Annotated in this window: 17 protein-coding genes; 12 read left to right on the top strand and 5 right to left on the bottom strand. The window is 65.6% G+C overall.

All coding sequences use genetic code 11. From position 1 onward, the window contains the following. Positions 1-125: 125 nt before the first annotated feature. Positions 126-1,430, bottom strand: coding sequence for an MFS transporter (locus EL388_RS04105; RefSeq protein ID WP_126460029.1), 1,305 nt, complete (start codon positions 1,428-1,430; stop codon positions 126-128). Positions 1,431-1,672: 242 nt separating this feature from the next. On the opposite strand from EL388_RS04105, the gene EL388_RS04100 reads away from it, so the two are divergent. Continuing rightward, positions 1,673-4,156, top strand: coding sequence for a glycogen/starch/alpha-glucan phosphorylase (locus EL388_RS04100; RefSeq protein WP_197721819.1), 2,484 nt, complete (start codon positions 1,673-1,675; stop codon positions 4,154-4,156). Positions 4,157-4,274: 118 nt separating this feature from the next. After that, positions 4,275-5,267: a serine/threonine protein kinase gene (locus EL388_RS04095; protein ID WP_126460026.1), complete on the top strand. Its 993-nt coding sequence runs from the start codon at positions 4,275-4,277 to the stop codon at positions 5,265-5,267. Here EL388_RS04095 and EL388_RS04090 read toward each other — a convergent pair whose 3' ends face one another. Then, positions 5,268-6,491, bottom strand: coding sequence for an APC family permease (locus tag EL388_RS04090; RefSeq protein WP_126460024.1), 1,224 nt, complete (start codon positions 6,489-6,491; stop codon positions 5,268-5,270). A gap of 79 nt (positions 6,492-6,570) precedes the next feature. Between EL388_RS04090 and EL388_RS04085 the strand changes: the two genes are divergently transcribed. The 4 genes from EL388_RS04085 to EL388_RS04070 all read left to right on the top strand — a co-directional run bounded on the left by EL388_RS04085 (position 6,571) and on the right by EL388_RS04070 (position 8,579). After that, complete coding sequence (locus tag EL388_RS04085) at positions 6,571-6,936, top strand: sirohydrochlorin chelatase (RefSeq protein ID WP_126460021.1); 366 nt, start codon at positions 6,571-6,573, stop codon at positions 6,934-6,936. A 29-nt stretch (positions 6,937-6,965) separates the two neighbouring features. After that, positions 6,966-7,673 carry a pseudouridine synthase gene (locus tag EL388_RS04080; RefSeq protein ID WP_126460018.1) on the top strand — a complete coding sequence of 236 codons (708 nt, stop codon included), beginning with the start codon at positions 6,966-6,968 and terminating at the stop codon, positions 7,671-7,673. Continuing rightward, entirely contained in the window at positions 7,666-8,136 is a 471-nt protein-coding gene (locus EL388_RS04075; RefSeq protein ID WP_126460015.1) for an MEKHLA domain-containing protein, read from the top strand. The genes EL388_RS04080 and EL388_RS04075 overlap by 8 nt, the downstream gene beginning before the upstream one ends. A gap of 71 nt (positions 8,137-8,207) precedes the next feature. Beyond that, entirely contained in the window at positions 8,208-8,579 is a 372-nt protein-coding gene (locus EL388_RS04070; RefSeq protein ID WP_126460012.1) for a TusE/DsrC/DsvC family sulfur relay protein, read from the top strand. A gap of 28 nt (positions 8,580-8,607) precedes the next feature. On the opposite strand, the gene EL388_RS04065 is transcribed toward EL388_RS04070, so the two are convergent. Continuing rightward, on the bottom strand, positions 8,608-9,594 hold the full coding sequence (locus tag EL388_RS04065; protein WP_126460010.1) for a hypothetical protein: 987 nt from the start codon (positions 9,592-9,594) through the stop codon (positions 8,608-8,610). Between the two features lie 258 nt (positions 9,595-9,852). On the opposite strand from EL388_RS04065, the gene EL388_RS04060 reads away from it, so the two are divergent. The 6 genes from EL388_RS04060 to EL388_RS04035 all read left to right on the top strand — a co-directional run bounded on the left by EL388_RS04060 (position 9,853) and on the right by EL388_RS04035 (position 15,519). Continuing rightward, positions 9,853-11,436: a tetrathionate reductase family octaheme c-type cytochrome gene (locus EL388_RS04060; protein WP_126460007.1), complete on the top strand. Its 1,584-nt coding sequence runs from the start codon at positions 9,853-9,855 to the stop codon at positions 11,434-11,436. Between the two features lie 90 nt (positions 11,437-11,526). After that, positions 11,527-12,126 (top strand): cytochrome b/b6 domain-containing protein, encoded by a 600-nt coding sequence (locus EL388_RS04055; protein WP_126460004.1) that lies wholly within the window; start codon positions 11,527-11,529, stop codon positions 12,124-12,126. A gap of 72 nt (positions 12,127-12,198) precedes the next feature. Next, positions 12,199-12,588 (top strand): c-type cytochrome, encoded by a 390-nt coding sequence (locus tag EL388_RS04050; protein WP_232019176.1) that lies wholly within the window; start codon positions 12,199-12,201, stop codon positions 12,586-12,588. A 70-nt stretch (positions 12,589-12,658) separates the two neighbouring features. Next, positions 12,659-13,900, top strand: a complete 1,242-nt coding sequence (locus tag EL388_RS04045; RefSeq protein WP_126459998.1) for a YeeE/YedE thiosulfate transporter family protein — start codon at positions 12,659-12,661, stop codon at positions 13,898-13,900. Positions 13,901-13,927: 27 nt separating this feature from the next. Next, on the top strand, positions 13,928-15,037 hold the full coding sequence (locus EL388_RS04040; protein WP_126459995.1) for a rhodanese-like domain-containing protein: 1,110 nt from the start codon (positions 13,928-13,930) through the stop codon (positions 15,035-15,037). Between the two features lie 59 nt (positions 15,038-15,096). After that, on the top strand, positions 15,097-15,519 hold the full coding sequence (locus EL388_RS04035) for a hypothetical protein (protein WP_126459992.1): 423 nt from the start codon (positions 15,097-15,099) through the stop codon (positions 15,517-15,519). A 9-nt stretch (positions 15,520-15,528) separates the two neighbouring features. Here EL388_RS04035 and EL388_RS04030 read toward each other — a convergent pair whose 3' ends face one another. Then, complete coding sequence (locus EL388_RS04030) at positions 15,529-15,867, bottom strand: hypothetical protein (protein WP_126459989.1); 339 nt, start codon at positions 15,865-15,867, stop codon at positions 15,529-15,531. Positions 15,868-15,935: 68 nt separating this feature from the next. Beyond that, positions 15,936-16,775: an HAD-IIA family hydrolase gene (locus tag EL388_RS04025; protein ID WP_126459986.1), complete on the bottom strand. Its 840-nt coding sequence runs from the start codon at positions 16,773-16,775 to the stop codon at positions 15,936-15,938. Positions 16,776-16,888 lie beyond the last annotated feature (113 nt).

Genomic DNA, 16,888 nt, shown 5'->3' with positions numbered 1-16,888 from the left:
GTCCATCAGAATTCACTTCGGCCGAGCAGCGGTCCTTTCAGACCGCGCTACGGCAGGCCGCTTCCGACTGAACCCAACCACACCCGATAGCACCCGCAGATGCAGCAGCCGATTCCGGCTGCCTTTCATTTCAGGGTCTGGTTGCGGCAGTTAGTCTCGCTGAGGCGCCAGCCGCCGAGCACGGCGAGGGCGGCGAAGCCGGCGGAGACGGCCAGGCCGTTGCGATAGCCCGCCCAGTTGTAGACCCGCACGCCGTCGAGCAGCGTGCCGTCCCAGGCGAGGTCGGCCACCCAGCCGAACAAGGGTTGCATGATGGCCGCGCCGAGGAAGAGGCCGGTGTTGACCAGGGCGATGGCCATGCCGGCGTTGGCGGGGTGCGCCCATTCCTTGGCTGCGGCATAGGTGACCACCATGCCGCCGGCCGACAGGCCGAGCGCGGCATAGAGGACGAAGCCCGACCAGCCCGGACCCCAGGGCAGGAAGATGAGGCCGAGCCAGCTGGCGCAGGACAGCAGGCCGGCGCCGAGGATGACCGGCCGGCGCCGGTGCAGGCGGTCGGACAGCCAGCCCATGTAGAAGGTGCCGACGGCGAAGCCGGCCAGGGCGGCCGTGGTGTAGAGCGAGGCCTCGCCGCGGGAAAGGCCGAACAGGTCGCGCATCAGCGGCACGCCCCAGAGGCCGGCGAAGGCGAACAGGCTGCCGGTGACGCCGAAGTTGACCCAGAAACCGGGCCAGACCTTGAGGTTGCCGAGCACGGCCTTGAGGTCGTGCCACCAGTGGCGCTCGCTCATCGCGTGCTCAACCTCGCCGGCCATGGCGCGGACCGAGGGGAAGCCGGCGTCTTCCGGCCGGTTGCGCACGAAGGCATAGGTGAGCGCGGCCAGCAGCAGGGACAGCAGGCCGGCGGCGACGAAGACGTTGCGCCAGGAGAACCACAAGAGCAGCGCGGCCAGGGGCCCGGCCGCCAGGATGGAGCCGAGGTTGCCCAGCAACAGGGTGAGGCCGCTGACCAGGCCGTAGCGGCGCTCGCTGAACCACACGGTGTTGGAGCGCATGAGGCCGACGAAGACGACCGAGACGCCGAGGCCGACCAGGAAGCGCCCGGTCGAGGCGGTGGCGAAGTCGGGCGCCAGGCCGAACAGGATGGAGCCGATGCCGGCGACCACGGCGCCGACGGTGACGCTGATGCGCGGCCCCAGGGTGTCGGCCAGGATGCCGGAGGGGAGCTGCATGGCGGTGTAGACGTAGTAGTACATGGCCGCCAGCGAGCCGAGCTGGGCGCCGGTGGTGTGGAAGGCCTGCATCAGGTCGGCCGCCACCACGCCGGGCGCCATGCGGTGGAAGTAGACCAGCATGTAGGACACCACCAGCAGGGTGAAGACGGTCCAGCGCAGCCGCTGGAAGCGGGCATAGTCGTGAGGGCTCAGCATGACGCCATTCTACGGCCATCGCCACCACACCCGCGGTTGTGGCGTTGTCCGGGCGAGACTATGCTGCTTAGGGGTCCGATTTCGTCGTTCCCGCGCAGGCGGGAACCCAGAAAGATCAATAAACTGGATGCCCGCCTGCGCACCCGCAAGGGGCAGGCCGTGGTTGTATAGCCGATAAAGCGGCAACCCGGGCATGACGGCTTAATCAGACCTTCCTTAGACCGTAGAGGAAGCGCAAACCAATGAAGAACAAACCCGCCCATTACGCCAGCGCGAAGATCAACAAGCTGAGCATGGATGCCGAGTCGATCGAATGTTCGCTCGGCAACCACCTGGTCTATTCGATCAGCAAGGACCCGATCACCGCGACCGACCGCGACTGGTTCTACAGCGCCGCCTATGCCGCGCGCGAGCGGCTGACCGAGCACTGGATCAAGACCATGCGCAGCTATTACGAGCAGGACGCCAAACGGGTGTATTACCTGTCGATGGAGTTCCTCATGGGCCGCACCCTGATGAACGCGGTGCTCAACACCGGCTGCGAGGAGAACTTCAAGAAGGCGATGGCGGGCCTGGGCCTGGATGCCGAGCGCATCCGCGAGCAGGAGTTCGATGCCGCCCTGGGCAACGGCGGCCTGGGCCGGCTGGCCGCCTGCTTTCTCGATTCCATGGCCACCCTGGGCATTCCCGGCTATGGCTACGGCATCCGCTACGAATATGGCATGTTCAACCAGCACATCGAGAACGGCTACCAGGTCGAGCACCCGGACAACTGGCTGCGCTACGGCAACCCCTGGGAGTTTCCGCGGCCGGAGATGCTGTATCAGGTGAAGTTCAATGGCCGGGTGGTGAACTATGCCGACGAGCAGGGCAACCCGCGCTTCCACTGGGTGGACACCGACGACGTCATGGCCATGGCCTACGATTACCCCATCCCCGGCTATGACACCGAGACGGTGAACAACATGCGGCTGTGGGCGGCCAAGGCCAGCCGGGACTTCGACCTGCGCTATTTCAACGAGGGCAACTACATCAAGGCGGTGGAAGACAAGAACGAGTCGGAGAACCTGTCCAAGGTACTCTACCCGGACGACACCACCGAGATGGGCCGCGAGCTGCGGCTGAAGCAGCAGTACTTCTTCGTCTGCGCCTCGCTGCAGGATATTCTGGTTCGCCACCACAAGCACCACGACGGCTTCGACACCCTGCCGGACAAGGTGGCGATCCAGCTCAACGACACCCACCCGTCGATCGCCATCGCCGAGCTGATGCGGATCATGGTCGACCTGCATAACGTGGACTGGGACCATGCCTGGGACATCACCACCCGCACCTTCGCCTACACCAACCACACCCTGATGCCGGAGGCGCTGGAGACCTGGCCGGTGGAACTGTTCGAGAAGATCCTGCCCCGCCATTTGCAGATCATCTACGAGATCAACCACCGCTTCCTGAAGGAGGTGATGCACCGCTACCCGGACGACCCGGGGCTGTGGGCACGGCTGTCGATCATCGACGAGACCCATGGCCGGCGCATCCGCATGGCCCACCTGGCCATCGTCGGCAGCCACAAGGTGAACGGCGTGGCCGAGCTGCACACCCAGCTGATGAAGGACACCATCTTCGCCGACTTCCAGCGCATGTGGCCGCACAAGATCATCAACATGACCAATGGCATCACGCCCCGGCGCTGGCTGAACCAGGCCAACCCCGGGCTGTCGGCCCTGATCAGCCGGCATATCGGCCGCGGCTGGCTGAAGAACCTGAGCCAGCTGCGGCGCCTGGTGCCGCTGGCCGACGACGCCGAGTTCCGCGCCGAGTTCGCCCAGGTCAAGCGCGACAACAAGCTGCGCCTGGCCAAGGTGATCGAGCAGCGGCTGCATATTCAGGTCGACCCCGACTCGATGTTCGACGTGCAGATCAAGCGCATCCACGAATACAAGCGGCAGCTGCTCAACGTGCTGCACGTGATCACCCTGTACAACCGGCTGCGCGCCGGCGGCGACTGCGTGCCGCGCACGGTGATCTTCGCCGGCAAGGCGGCGCCGGGCTACCTGCAGGCCAAGCGCATCATCAAGCTGATCAACGACGTGGCCGACATCATCAACAACGACCCGGCGGTGGCCGATCGGCTGAAGGTGGTGTTCATCCCCAACTACGACGTGTCCAATGCCGAGCTGATCGTGCCCGCGGCCAATCTGTCGGAGCAGATCTCCACCGCCGGCACCGAGGCCTCGGGCACCGGCAACATGAAGCTGTCGCTCAATGGCGCGCTGACCATCGGCACCCTGGACGGCGCCAATATCGAGATTCGCCAGGAGGTGGGGCCGGAGAATTTCTTCATCTTCGGCCTGACCACGGATGAGGTGAGCCGGCTGTGGGCCGCCGGCTACAACCCCTGGGACTACTACCATGCCGACGCCGAACTGCGGCAGGCGCTGGACATGATCAACCACGGCTACTTCTCGCCCGACGACCGCGAGCGCTTCCGGCCGATCTTCGACGCCCTGACCCAGGGCGGCGACCCCTACCTGCTGCTGGCCGACTACGCCTCCTACATCGCCTGCCAGCAGTCGGTCGAGGCGCTCTACCGCGAGTCGGACGCCTGGACGCGCAAATCCATCCTCAACGTCGCCCACATGGGCAAGTTCTCCTCCGACCGCACCATCAGCGATTACGCCAGCCAGATCTGGGGCGCGCAGCCGATCAGCGTGCCGGCCGATTAGTCACGCGGATTCCCGCCCCTATCCACCCTTTCTGCCCTTTAGGGCACACAAGCGGTGATGGCTCACCCCTCCCCCACTCGTGGGGGAGGCCGGGAGGGGGAAAGGTCTGTGGCTTACAATGGCGGCCATGGAACCCCTCGCCCCCTACGCCGGCCTGACGCCGGATGCCGTGCTCGACGCCCTGGACAGCGTCGGTCTGCGCGGCGACGGCCGCCAGCTCGCGCTCAACAGCTACGAGAACCGGGTCTACCAGATCTGGCTGGAGGACGGCGGCGCGGTGGTGGCCAAGTTCTACCGGCCCGAGCGCTGGAGCGACGCGGCCATCCTGGAGGAGCACGCCTTCAGCCAGGAGCTGGCCGAGCGCGAGATCCCCGTGGTCGCGCCTCTGGTCATCGACGGCGCCAGCCTGCACCGGCACGGCGGCTTCCGTTTCGCCCTCTACCCGCGCCAGGGCGGCCGGGTGCCGGAGCTGTCCGACCCCGACACCCTGGAATGGATGGGCCGCTTCATCGGCCGCATCCATGCGGTCGGCGCCTTGAAGAAATTCGAACACCGCCCCGTGCTCGACATCGCCAGCTTCGGCGAGGCGCCGCGCGCCTTCCTGCTCGCCGGCGAATGGCTGCCGGCCGACCTGCTGGAGGCCTATCGCTCGGTGGTGGACCAGGCCCTGGACGGCGTGCGCCGCGCCTTCGACCGCGCCGGCGAGGTGGCCGCCATCCGCCTGCACGGCGACTGCCACATGGGCAACGTGCTCTGGACCGACGACGGCCCGCACTTCGTCGACTTCGACGACAGCCGCATGGGCCCGGCGGTGCAGGACCTGTGGATGCTGCTCTCGGGCGAGCGCGGCGAGCGCATCCGCCAGCTTTCCGACGTGCTGGCCGGCTATGAGGATTTCATGGAATTCGACAGCCGCGAGCTGCATCTGGTCGAGGCCCTGCGCACCCTGCGCCTGATCCACTACGCCGCCTGGCTGGCCCGGCGCTGGAGCGACCCGGCCTTTCCCGCCGCCTTTCCCTGGTTCAACACCCAGCGCTATTGGCAGGACCACATCCTGGAACTGCGCGAGCAGATCGCGGCGATGGACGAGCCGCCGCTGTGGCCGGCCTGATCAGGCCTTGAGCCAGCTTGCCAGTTGAAAGGCCACCAGGGCGACACAGCTGGCGAAACCTGCAACCGGCATCCATAGCGGATAGCTGCGCACGCCCTCGACCACCGGCAGCCGCCGCTTCACCCGCACCAGCGACAGATTGATCAGGGCGAACACGATCAGGATGATGAAGCTGGTGGCCTTGGCCAGGGCGACCAGCTCGACGCCCAGGGCCAGCCCCTGCACGGCCAGGGCCATGGCGGCGGTGGCCAGCAGCGGCGTGCGCGTCTTGGGCGAGACATAGCCGAGGGCGCGCGGCAGCCAGCCCTGCCGGCTCATGCCGTAGAGCACGCGCGAGCCCATGACGATCTGGATCAGGGCGCCGTTGGTCACCGCGAACAGGCTGATCAGGCCGATCAGCAAGGGCTCCTGGCCGGTGGCCTGGCGGTACATCTCGGCCAGCGGGGCGGTGCTTGCCACCAGCTCGGGCAGCGGCAGGGTGAGCACCGCGGCCAGGGCGACCAGCAGATAGAGCAGCGTGGCCAGGCCGAGGGCGAGCAGGATGGCGCGCGGCAGATTGCGCTGCGGCTCCTTCACCTCCTCGGCCACGTTGACCATGTCCTCGAAGCCGATGAAGGCGTAGAAGGCGAGGAAGGCGCCGAGCAGGATGCCGTGCCAGGCCTCGGGCTCGAAGGGCGGCAGCAGTTCCGGCAGGCGCTGCGGCAGGTCGAGCAGATGCCGGCCGGAGACGGCGATGATCAAGAGCAGGCCGCCGACCTCGATCAGGGTGACGATCGTTGCCGCCTTGACCGACTCGGCGATGCCCCAGGCGGCCAGGGCCCAGAGGCCGTAGACCAGCAAGGTGATGGCCAGCCAGCGCGGCAAGGGCAGGAAGAGCTGCAGATAGCCGACGAAGCCGCTGGTCAGTGTGGCGCCGGAGACGATGCCGGTGAGCACGATGAGGCCGCCGACCAGGATGGCGAGACTGCGGATGCCCAGGCCCTGCTGGACGTAGACCGCCTCGCCGGCGCACAGCGGATAGCGGGCCGACAGCTCGGCATAGGAAAAGGCGGTGAAGGCGGCGATGAGGCCGGCAACCAGGAAGGCGACGGGCGCGTAGAGGCCGGCGCTGCCGGCGACCTTGCCGACCAGCACGTAGATGCCGGCGCCCAGGATGGTGCCCAGTCCGTAATAGGTGATCTGGGCCAGGCTTAAGCTGCGCTTGAGGCTGACTTGCTCGGTCATGCGCTCTCCTTGAGTTTGGCTGCCGGCCGACCCGGTAGCGGTGTAGCATGTCGGCCTCGATAAACCACCGGAATCCGCCATGCGCAGCCTGATCATCATCGCCCACGGCAGCCGCCGCCAGGCCTCCAACGATGAGGTGCGGCAACTGGCCGAGCAGGTGCGTCGCCTGCCGAACCTGCCCTACGACCACGTCGACGTCGCCTTCCTCGAGCTGGCCGAGCCCTCCATCCCGGACAGCCTGGCCGCCTGCGCGGCACGCGGGGCGACTGAGATCGTCGCCTTTCCCTACTTTCTGGCCGCCGGCACCCATGTCGCGCACGACATTCCCGACCTGGTCGAGCAATTCAGTCAGGCCCATCCGGCCATCGAGGTGCGGCTGACGCCGCACCTGGGTGCCTCAACTTTGTTGCCGCAGATTCTGGTCGCGCTCGCCGCCAACCCGTAAAGCATCGGCTGCATTTTTCAGCCTACACCATGCAACTCGAACGCATTCTGCAATCGCAAGGCTTCGGCAGCCGCAAGCAATGCCGGGCCCTGATCCGTCACGGCCTGGTCGCCATCGGCGCCGAGGTCTGCGCAGACCCCTTCATCGAACTGGAACCCCAGGGCCTGGAGTTCAGCGTCGACGGCGAGCCCTGGCGCTACCGCGAGCACGCCTACGTCATGCTGCACAAGCCGCAGGGCTACGAGTGCTCGCGCGCGCCCAGGCACCACCCGAGCGTCTTCTCGCTGCTGCCCGAGCCGCTGGTCGGCCGCGCGGTGCAGAGCGTCGGCCGGCTGGACGAGGACACCACCGGACTGCTCTTGCTGACCGACGACGGCCAGTTCATCCATGCCCTCACCTCGCCCAAGCGCAAGGTGCCCAAGATCTATGCGGTGACCACCAAGCACCCGGTCGACGCGGCCCAGCTCGCCGCCCTGCGCCGGGGCGTGCAGTTGCACGACGAGCCCAGACCGATCGCCGCGGCGGCCTGCGAGCGGATCGACGACCACCTGATCCACCTCACCCTGATCGAGGGCAAATACCACCAGGTCAAGCGCATGCTCGCCGCCGCCGGCAACCGGGTGGAGGCCCTGCGCCGCATTGCCATCGGCGGCCTCGTGCTGCCCGACGACATGGCGGCAGGCGAGTGGCGCTGGCTGGAGCCGGCCGACCTGGACCGGCTGTGGCAGCATGCATGAACCGTGCGCCGCCAACGGCTGGCAGGCCGAGCATGCCGGCCTGCTGCTGCGCTGCCACCGGCACTGGACCGGGCGCGATCTGATCGACCCCGGCCTGCCGCCGCAGGAAGCGGCCCGGGCCTTGTACCACGCCCCCTTCGTCGTGCTGGCGCACGATACTGCCGCCGACCCCCGCTTCAGCTATGCCAACCTGAGCGCGCAGCGGCTGTTCGAGATGCCCTGGGCCGAGATCGTCGGCCTGCCCTCGCGCTATTCTGCCGAGCCCATGCTGCGCGCGGAGCGCGAACGCCTGCTCGAGCGTGTGCGCGATCATGGCTTCATCGACGACTACAGCGGCATTCGGATCGCCAGGTCCGGGCTGCGTTTCAGCATCGGCGCGGCGACGGTGTGGAACCTGTTCGACGAACAGGGGAATCCCGCCGGACAGGCCGCCAGCTTTGGCGATTGGCAATATCTCGCCTAGTGTTTTTGCGGCCTTGTACCCCAGCGAAATTGTTCTAGCTTGAGATCACCAACCCGTTAAGGAGAAGGATCATGGTTGCCATCACCCACACCTTTGTCCGCCCCGGGTATGAACCCACTCTCGACCCGGATTTCCCCCATGCCCCCATCGACTGGAGCCGCGAGGCCGGCGAACGCGCCGCGCGCGAAATGGGCCTGAAGCTGACGGAAGAGCATTGGCAACTCGTCTGCGCCTTGCAGGAGTATTACGCGCAGCATGCCGAGGAAGGCCATATCAACGTGCGTGAGCTGCACGATGCTTTGGACGAGTTCTTCCATCCGGAAGGCGGCATCAAATATCTGTACCAACTCTTCCCTGGCGGACCGATTGCCCAGGGTTGCCGCCTTGCCGGCCTGACGCCGCCGGCCGGTGCCGCCGACAAGGGTTTCGGCAGCGTCGTCTGACCCTATCGGAAATGAATCCCGCCAGCGGCTAGGTGTAGTTGCCGCCGGCGGGATTTAGCTCGATATAAAAAGTCGACATCGCCCCCGCCGCCTCATCCTGCTTGGCTTGGCTGCGTCTGAGCATGGCCTCGACCCGGGCGGCCTGTATCACTGCCACATCGGCCAACTGCGGATAAAGCCTGTGCTGCTGTTCGACCACGAAGGGCTGTGCCCGTGCCTGCTGTTCTAATTGACGCCGCTGAGCCGGATCGAGATTGGGCAGCAGAAGCAGCCACGGTGCTTGCCAGGCGAGGTAGTCGGCAATCAAGCGGGCGTGCCCGGCATCGTGCCCGGTTCGGGCGATGAAAAATTCGGGAAAGTCCACGGCATCGAGCCTGCGGCCAACCAGCGTGGCGTCGAGTTCCGCGCCATGCAGTCCCATACCGGAACCATCGGGCTCGCGCAAAAACCACTGAGCCGAGTGGCGCTCGCCAGCACTGCGGTTGATGTAGCTGTTCAGATAATCGGCTGCAGCGGAATCACCTCCCGGCTGGATCGCCTGCATGGCCTCGCTGACGAAACTTTCGCTGGCTGCGATGCCGGCCCGCCAGAGCGTGCCGCATTCCTGCGCCAGATCCCCTTCCTCGCAGGCGCTGTCGAGCAGGGCCAGGGGTTGGCCGGCGGTATCGAGCAACCAGAATTCGTAGCGATCGCGCAAGGGAAACGGCAGCCGGTCGTGCACCCGCAGCAGGTGCTCGTAGACGATGGCACCCATGGCCTCCATGCGCAGGAAGTCGTCGGAGGGATAGAGCGGCCCGCGCCTCAGGCCGCGCTCGGACGACCAGCTGCCATAGCGGATGTCGCTGGTCTGCACCCGGGTGCCCGGCGCCAGGTCGCGTGCCAGCTCGTCGTTGCTGACGTAGATGTCCCAGTTCAGGCCATCCGAGCTCACGGCCTCGGCCGCTTCGTAGCGGATGATCTGCACCACCCCGCGGAAGGGGTTGAGCAGGCGTTGGGCATAGCACTCGATGGTCATGCCCTGACCTTAGCCGATGCCTGCACGTGGCGAAACCGGGATTGTCCATGCCGAAAAAATAAACCCGGCTAATGGTTCTATATTGAGGAAAAAAGCCAAGGCCAGTCTGACAAGCGATGCCGGATTTCCAGGCCGGGACCGCCTCGCGGCATATAGATTTGTTTGATGCAGCGATTAGTCCATTTGGCCTATAAATATTTCAGGATGTTTTTAACTTCTTATTTGGCCGGCGCCGTCATACCAAAAAAGGAGACCTTCATGAGCAAGCTGCAACAGCCTTACAGTTGGGCGATCGCCCTGGTCATCGCCGCCATTCTCGGCCCGGGGACTGCCGGTGCGACGAGCACCGCCGACCATAGCCGGTTCAAGGAATTGCAGCGGACGTTCAATTCCGGTCCCGAGGTGACCCAAGCCTGCCTGTCCTGTCACACCGAGGCGGCCAAACAGGTGATGCGGACCAAGCATTGGACCTGGGAATTCCTCAACCCGGCCACCCATCAGAAGCTGGGCAAGAAGCATGTGATCAACAACTTCTGCATCTCGGTCGAGACCAACCAGCCCTTCTGCACCACCTGCCACATCGGCTACGGCTACAAGGACAACAGCTTCGACTTCACCAAGCAGGAGAACGTCGACTGCCTGGTCTGCCACGACACCACCGGCAACTACCGCAAGCAGCCGGGCATGGCCGGCAACGTGGTGACCCGTGAGATGGAGTTTCCGCCCGGCTCGGGCAACATCGTCAAGCCGGTCGACCTGGCCAAGGTGGCGCAGAAGGTCGGCAAGACCAGCCGCGACACCTGCGGCGGCTGCCACTTCAATGGCGGCGGCGGCAACGGCGTCAAGCACGGCGACATGGACAGCTCGCTGTCGGCGCCGGACGAAGCGCTCGACGTGCACATGGATGCCACCGGCAACGATTTCGGTTGCGGCACCTGCCACGCCACCTCGTCCCACGACGTGCCGGGCAGCCGCTTCGCGCCCACCGCCAAGGACACCAAGGGCCCGTTGATGCGCGGCAAGCATGAAGGCCGCAACCCGGCGACCTGCGTGGCCTGCCACGACAACGCCCCGCACAAGAAGATCGCCCGGCTCAACAGCCACGCCCGGAAGATCGCCTGCCAGACCTGCCACATCCCGACCTTCGCCCGCGGTGGCGTGCCGACCAAGATGTCCTGGGACTGGTCGACCGGCGGCAAGATGGGACCCGACGGCAAACCCCTGATCAAGAAGGATGAAAACGGCCACGTCATCTACGACGCCAAGAAGGGCGACTTCGTCCTGGGCGAGAACGTGGTGCCGGAGTACAAGTGGTTCAACGGCAAGGTGAACTACACCCTGCTCGGCGACAAGATCAAGGCCGGCGGCATCGTGCCCATCAACAGCTTCGAGGGCAGCCCGGACGACGGCAAGTCGCTGATCTGGCCGGTCAAGGTGATGCGCGGCAAGCAACCCTACGACCCGGTCAACATGACCCTGGTCAAGCCGCACACCGCGGGCAACGACGACACCGCCTACTGGAAGAACTTCGGCTGGGAAAAGGCCATCGCCAGCGGCATGGAATCGGCCGGCGCGCCCTTCTCGGGCAAGGTGGACTTCATCGAGACCGAGATGACCTGGCCGATCACCCACATGGTCGCGCCCAAGGCCGACGCCCTGGCCTGCGCCGACTGCCACCAGGCGGCGAGCCGGCTCAAGGGCGTGCCCGGCATCTACATGCCACGGCACAGCGCCAACGAGTGGCTCAACACCGCCGGCTGGGGCCTGGCCGGCCTGGCCCTGCTCGGCGTCATCGGCCACGGCGGTCTGCGCCTCTACCTCTGGCGCAAGGGCAAGAAGTGATGCATGTCACCCGGGCTGATGCCTTCGCCCCTCACCCCTGCCCTCTCCCCGACGGGGAGAGGGGGACGCTGACTTCTACGGAGTAGAAAAATGAGCGAGAAAATTTACGTCTTCAAGGTCTTCGAGCGCTTCTGGCACTGGTCGCAGGCGGCGCTGATCATCACCCTGCTGCTCACCGGCTTCGAGGTCCACGGCAGCTATGCCCTGTTCGGCTTCGAAAAGGCGGTCAACACCCACACCATCGCCGCCTGGACCCTGGTCGGCCTCTGGATCTTCGCCATCTTCTGGCACTTCACCACCGGCGAGTGGAAGCAGTACATCCCCACCCTGCAGAAGGTCGATGCCATGTTCAAGTATTACCTGACCGGCATCTTCACCAATGCGCCCCACCCCTTCCGCGCCACCCGGCTCAAAAAGCACAACCCGCTGCAGCGCCTGGCCTATCTCGGGGTCATGCTCTTCATCGGGCCCCTGATCTGGTTCACCGGCTGGTTCTACATCTTCTACGACAAGTGGCCCGACTGGGGCTGGGATCAGTACCTCGCCCTGGAATGGGTCGCCTTCTTCCACACCGTGGCCGCCTTCCTGATGCTGATCTTCCTCATCGCCCACGTCTATCTCACCACCGCCGGCCATACCCTGACCTCGCACATCAAGGCCATGATCACCGGCTGGGAAGAGGTCGATTGAATTTGGCGGATACCGGCCATATTGAAGACAGCGACATCCGCTTTGTATGCAACGTAAACCATGGAGACCATCATGAATCGCAAGCTTTCGATCACTTTCGCGCTGGCCATCGTCGGCCTTAGCGCCGCCAGTGCCGTCCAGGCCTACGACCCCGACTGGAAGCGCGGCCGTGTCTATTACCGCATGGTCTGCACCGCCTGCCATGAAACCAAGGGCGGCGCCATCGCCCCGTCGACCAAGACCAAGGCGGAATGGGCGGCCTACATCCAGGCCGACAAGCACGCCAAGGGCAAGGAATCGCTCAAGTTCTACGTCAGCCAGAAATACCGCGACAGCATCAAGGCCACCAACAAGGCGGCCGCGAAATTCGCCGACGTGCCCGAGCAGGAACTGCTCGAGGACATCAAGGCCTTCGTCAACAAAGGCGCGAAGGACGGCGATGCGCCGGCCAAGTGCAGTTGAGCGCTGACTGACAAGCCTGTGCGCGGGCCGCCCGGCGGCCGGGGCACAGGCCTCGCCGAAGGAGCCAAAAATGAGTGGGGACAGCGGTCCGGCCTGGCTGGCCGGCTTCAAGCAGGATTACCAGGACATTTTCGTCGAGCCCTGGTCGCCTTACGTCGGCATCATCCTGCTGGTCTTGGTGATCATCGGCCTGATGATCACCGGTTTGTTCTGGGGCGTGTTCGGCGGGCTCAAGCTCTGGGGCGACTGGTTCAACAACGCCATCGGCCTGGGGCCGATCATCGGCACGCCGCAACACCTGGACGGCCCGATCATGCACCGGATGTCGCTGATGAACATCACCCTGGTCATCGGCGCCTTCGCCGCCGCCTTGCTCTCGCGCCAGTTCCTGGTCAACCGCCCGCCCAAGCTGGAGTACCTCTGGGCCGCGCTGGGTGGCACCCTCATGGGCTTGGGCGCCACCTTGGCCGGCGGCTGCACCACCGGCGGTTTCTTCACCCCGCTGCTGCACTCCTCACCGGCCGGCTGGGCCATGTGGGCGGGGCTCATCGCCGGCGCCGTGATCGGCCTGAAGCTCCTGCTCTGGACGCTGGAAAACATTAGTTGGGGCATGCAGGCGCCGCCGGCGATCAAGGTGCCCGGGGCCTTGCAGAAGGCCTACCCCCTGATCGGCCTGGCGGTGATGGTCGGCATCGTCGCCTGGGCGGCCGACTGGTACACCTCGGGCGACGAGAAGCTCACCGCCCGCGCCATCATCGTGCTGGCCGGCTTCGCCATGGGCTTCATCATGCACCGCTCGCGCCTGTGCTTCGCCCGCTCCTTCCGCGAACCGTTCATGACCGCCGAGGGCGACATGACCAAGGCCATCATCCTCGGCCTGGCCATCGGCATCCCGCTCGCCTCGCTGCTGTTCCAGATGAAGGTGATCGATCCCTATATCGCGATTCCGGCCACCTTCTGGATGGGCTCGCTTTCCGGCGGCGTGATCTTCGGCATCGGCATGATCTTCGCCGGCGGTTGCGCCTCGGGCTCGCTCTGGCGCATGGGCGAGGGCCACATCAAGCTGTGGGTGGCCGCCTTCTTCTTCGCCTGGGCAGGCTCCACCGCCAGCGCCCTGCTCAAGAAGACCGGCCTGACCGTGGCCGAGATGAACCTCGACCTGATCGAGGAATCGCCGCTCGGCTATCAGGCCTACTTCCCGGCGATGTTCGATGGCTGGGCCTGGGCCTATGCGATCAGTGGCCTCATCCTGCTCGTCTGGTATCTCTGGGTCCGCTACAACGAATCGACCGAGAAATTCACTTTGCTCTGACCACCGCTGCACCCGAGGAGGATGCCCATGAAGACCCAACCCACCCTACTTGCTGTCCTCTTGGCAGCCGCCTTTGCCGCGGCGCCGATCTACCCCACCGCCGCCCTGGCCGCCGATGCCCCGGCCATCCAGGCCAAGGAGGGCTGGTACAAGAACCTGGTCGACTTCGAGTTCATGAAGCAGCAGGTCGAGATCCCGCCCAAAAAGGGCGTGGTGATCATCGACTCTCGCCCCGACACCCGCAAGTTCGACCCCGGCCACATCCCGGGCGCGATCAACATCCCCGACAGCAAGTTCGACAAAATGGTCGACCGACTGCCGGCCGACAAGAATACCCTGCTCATCTTCTATTGCGAGGGCGTCGACTGTACCTTGAGCCACCAGTCCGCCGCCAAGGCGGAGAAGTTGGGCTACACCAACATCAAGGTCTATCCCGCCGGCTATCCGGAGTGGGTGGCCAAGGGCATGCAGACCTCGGTCTCGGGCGCCTGGCTCAAGAAGCAGCTCGACGAGAAGGCCCCGCTCACCGTGATCGACGCCCGACCGGCGCGGGTGTTCGAAAAGGGTGCCATCCCGGGCGCGATCAATGTGCCCGATTCCGCCTTCGACAAAAACCTCGACAAGCTGCCGGCGGACAAGAAGGCCGCCATCGTGGTCTACTGCGGCGGCCTGGAATGCGTGCTCAGCAACAACGTGGCCGACAAGCTGATCAAGCTGGGCTACAGCAACGTCAAGACCTACCCCGAAGGCTATCCGGAATGGAGCAAGCTCTATGCATCAGCGCCGGCCAAGGTGGCGGTCGAGCCCGGCAAGGAGAAGGGCTCGATCTCGCTCGCCTCGTTCGAGCGCCTGCTCAAGGAAAACCCGGCCGGCATGCTGATCGTGGACGTGCGCGATGCCAAGGAATTCGCCAAGGGCAGCCTGCCCGGCGCGGTCAACATCCCGATCGGCCAACTGGAGAAACAGGTCGACAGCCTGCCCAAGGACAAGCCCACGGTCTTCATCTGCGGCACCGGCGCCCGTGCGGGCGAGGCCTACGACATGATCAAGCTGCTCAAGGCCGAGCTGCCGGTCCACTTCCTCGATGCCGAGCTCAAGTTCCAGGGTGACGGCAAATACACGGTCAAACCCAATTGATTGCGTAGTGAGGCGATAATGGGGGGCGCTTGTCGCCCCCCTTTTTTCGAGGAGCCCACATGGAATTTTTCGCCACCGCCGAGATCCGTCTGCGTGCCAGCGACCTACAGAAGAATGTCTGCATCGCCAACCTGCCTCACTGGTGCGCCTCAATCAGCAAGGTACTGGAGAATCAGGGCGACAAGGGCGACATCTACTGTGTCTGGGGCGAGTTCCGGGTGCACCGGGAACTGATCCGGGACGGCGTGCGCTTCAGCCTGCCGACCTGCCCGAACGGCCTGCAATGGACTGTCACCGTCGAGGGCAGCGCCCCGGTCGGCCAGGCGCAGATCCATTGCACCATCAACCGGCGCGAACAGGCGCCGGAGTTTATCGAATCACTGGAACAATTCGTGGCCGACTGGAAGGCCGGCCTGGAAGGGGGCATGGCGCAGCCCGGCGGCCGGACGGCAGTCGGTGAGTGCATGCCCTGGTACGGCTGAAGCGGCACATCAGACCACCTCGTCGATGTGGGTGCCGAGATCGCCTTCCCGACGGGGGCTGACGCGGCGGTCCTGACCGCTGCGGGTGTCGAGCAGGACCGTCTGCTCGCTGGCACGGCGCGCCTCTTGCCGGCGATCTTCGCCGCTGCGCCGTTCCTCGGTGCCGGCCTCAGGCGCCGGCTGCTGGTTGCCGCCCTGTCCGCCCTGGCGGCGTTGTTCAAGGTAGGCCTGGCGGAAACCGGCACGCGCCGCCACCGCCCGGGTCGGCATCACCGCATCGGGCTGGTGGATGCGATAGCGGTCTTCGGGGACCGCCACCGGGGGAATCGCATCGGCAGGCAAGCGCATGGTTCACTCCTACAAATCTGTCACGCCGTTGCCTGGAGTATCGGCCAGCCTGCCGAAAACTTGAGCAACTAGGCCATCAGCGTGTCCAACAGCCAGGTCGGCCGCGGCTGGCCGGCGCCGACCGCATCCATGCCGACCACGCCGCCCATGACCAGGGCCGAATCGATGCCGAAGTCGTTGGCACCGCGGATGTCGGTCTCCAACTGGTCGCCGATCATCAGCATGTCGCGGCCGCCGGCGCGGCGGGCCGCCTCTTCGAAGATGGCGGCATAGGGCTTGCCCAGTCGGGCGAAGCGCAACTCCGGCCGCCGCGGATAGCGCAAAGCCAGTGCCGCCTCGATCACCAGGGCGATGCTGCCCGAGGTGATGCCGAAGCCGCGCCCGGTCGGAAACATCAGGTCCGGATTGGGCAGCACCATGGCCGCCGGCCGGCCCGCCTCGATCCTCTCGATCAACTGCGAGAGGGTGTCGTCCACCGTCTCCAGGAAGGGAAAACCCGACTGGTCGCAGACGACCAAGACATCGAACGGCTCATTCAATCCGACCACCTCGCCGCCGGCGAGTTCCACGTAGCGCAGGCTGTCGGCCGGGCCGAGCACGCGGCAGCGCCGGCCGGCGAGGCCGTGATCGCGGAAATAGGCGGTGAGCAGCGAGGCCGAGGTGATGATGCGCTCGGGCGGGATCGCCAGGCCGAAGCCCTGATAGCGCCGCGCCGCGTTCTCCGGCAGCCGGGCCGCGCCGTTGGTCAGCAGGGAATAGGCCTGGCCGCTATGGTTGAGTTGTTCGACCAGTTCGCACGCTCCGGGCAGGGGGCCGTCGAGCGTGACCAGCACGCCATAGGCATCGAGCAGCACGACGTCGTAACGGGGCAGGAGTTCGCCGATGCGAACGCGGGGAATTTCGGTCATGGGCTGTATGCGCGACGCAAAAGAAAGCCGCTATTGTGCCAGTCGCATGCCCTGCGCGGTTTTCGGCCGACAGGCATTGTGTTAGCTTGGGTCCATAAGACACAGGCCTCGGG

The sequence above is a fragment of the Sulfuritortus calidifontis genome (genome assembly GCF_003967275.1).
Taxonomy (GTDB): Bacteria; Pseudomonadota; Gammaproteobacteria; order Burkholderiales; family Thiobacillaceae; genus Sulfuritortus; species Sulfuritortus calidifontis.
This window is presented reverse-complemented; position numbering and strand designations above follow the sequence as displayed.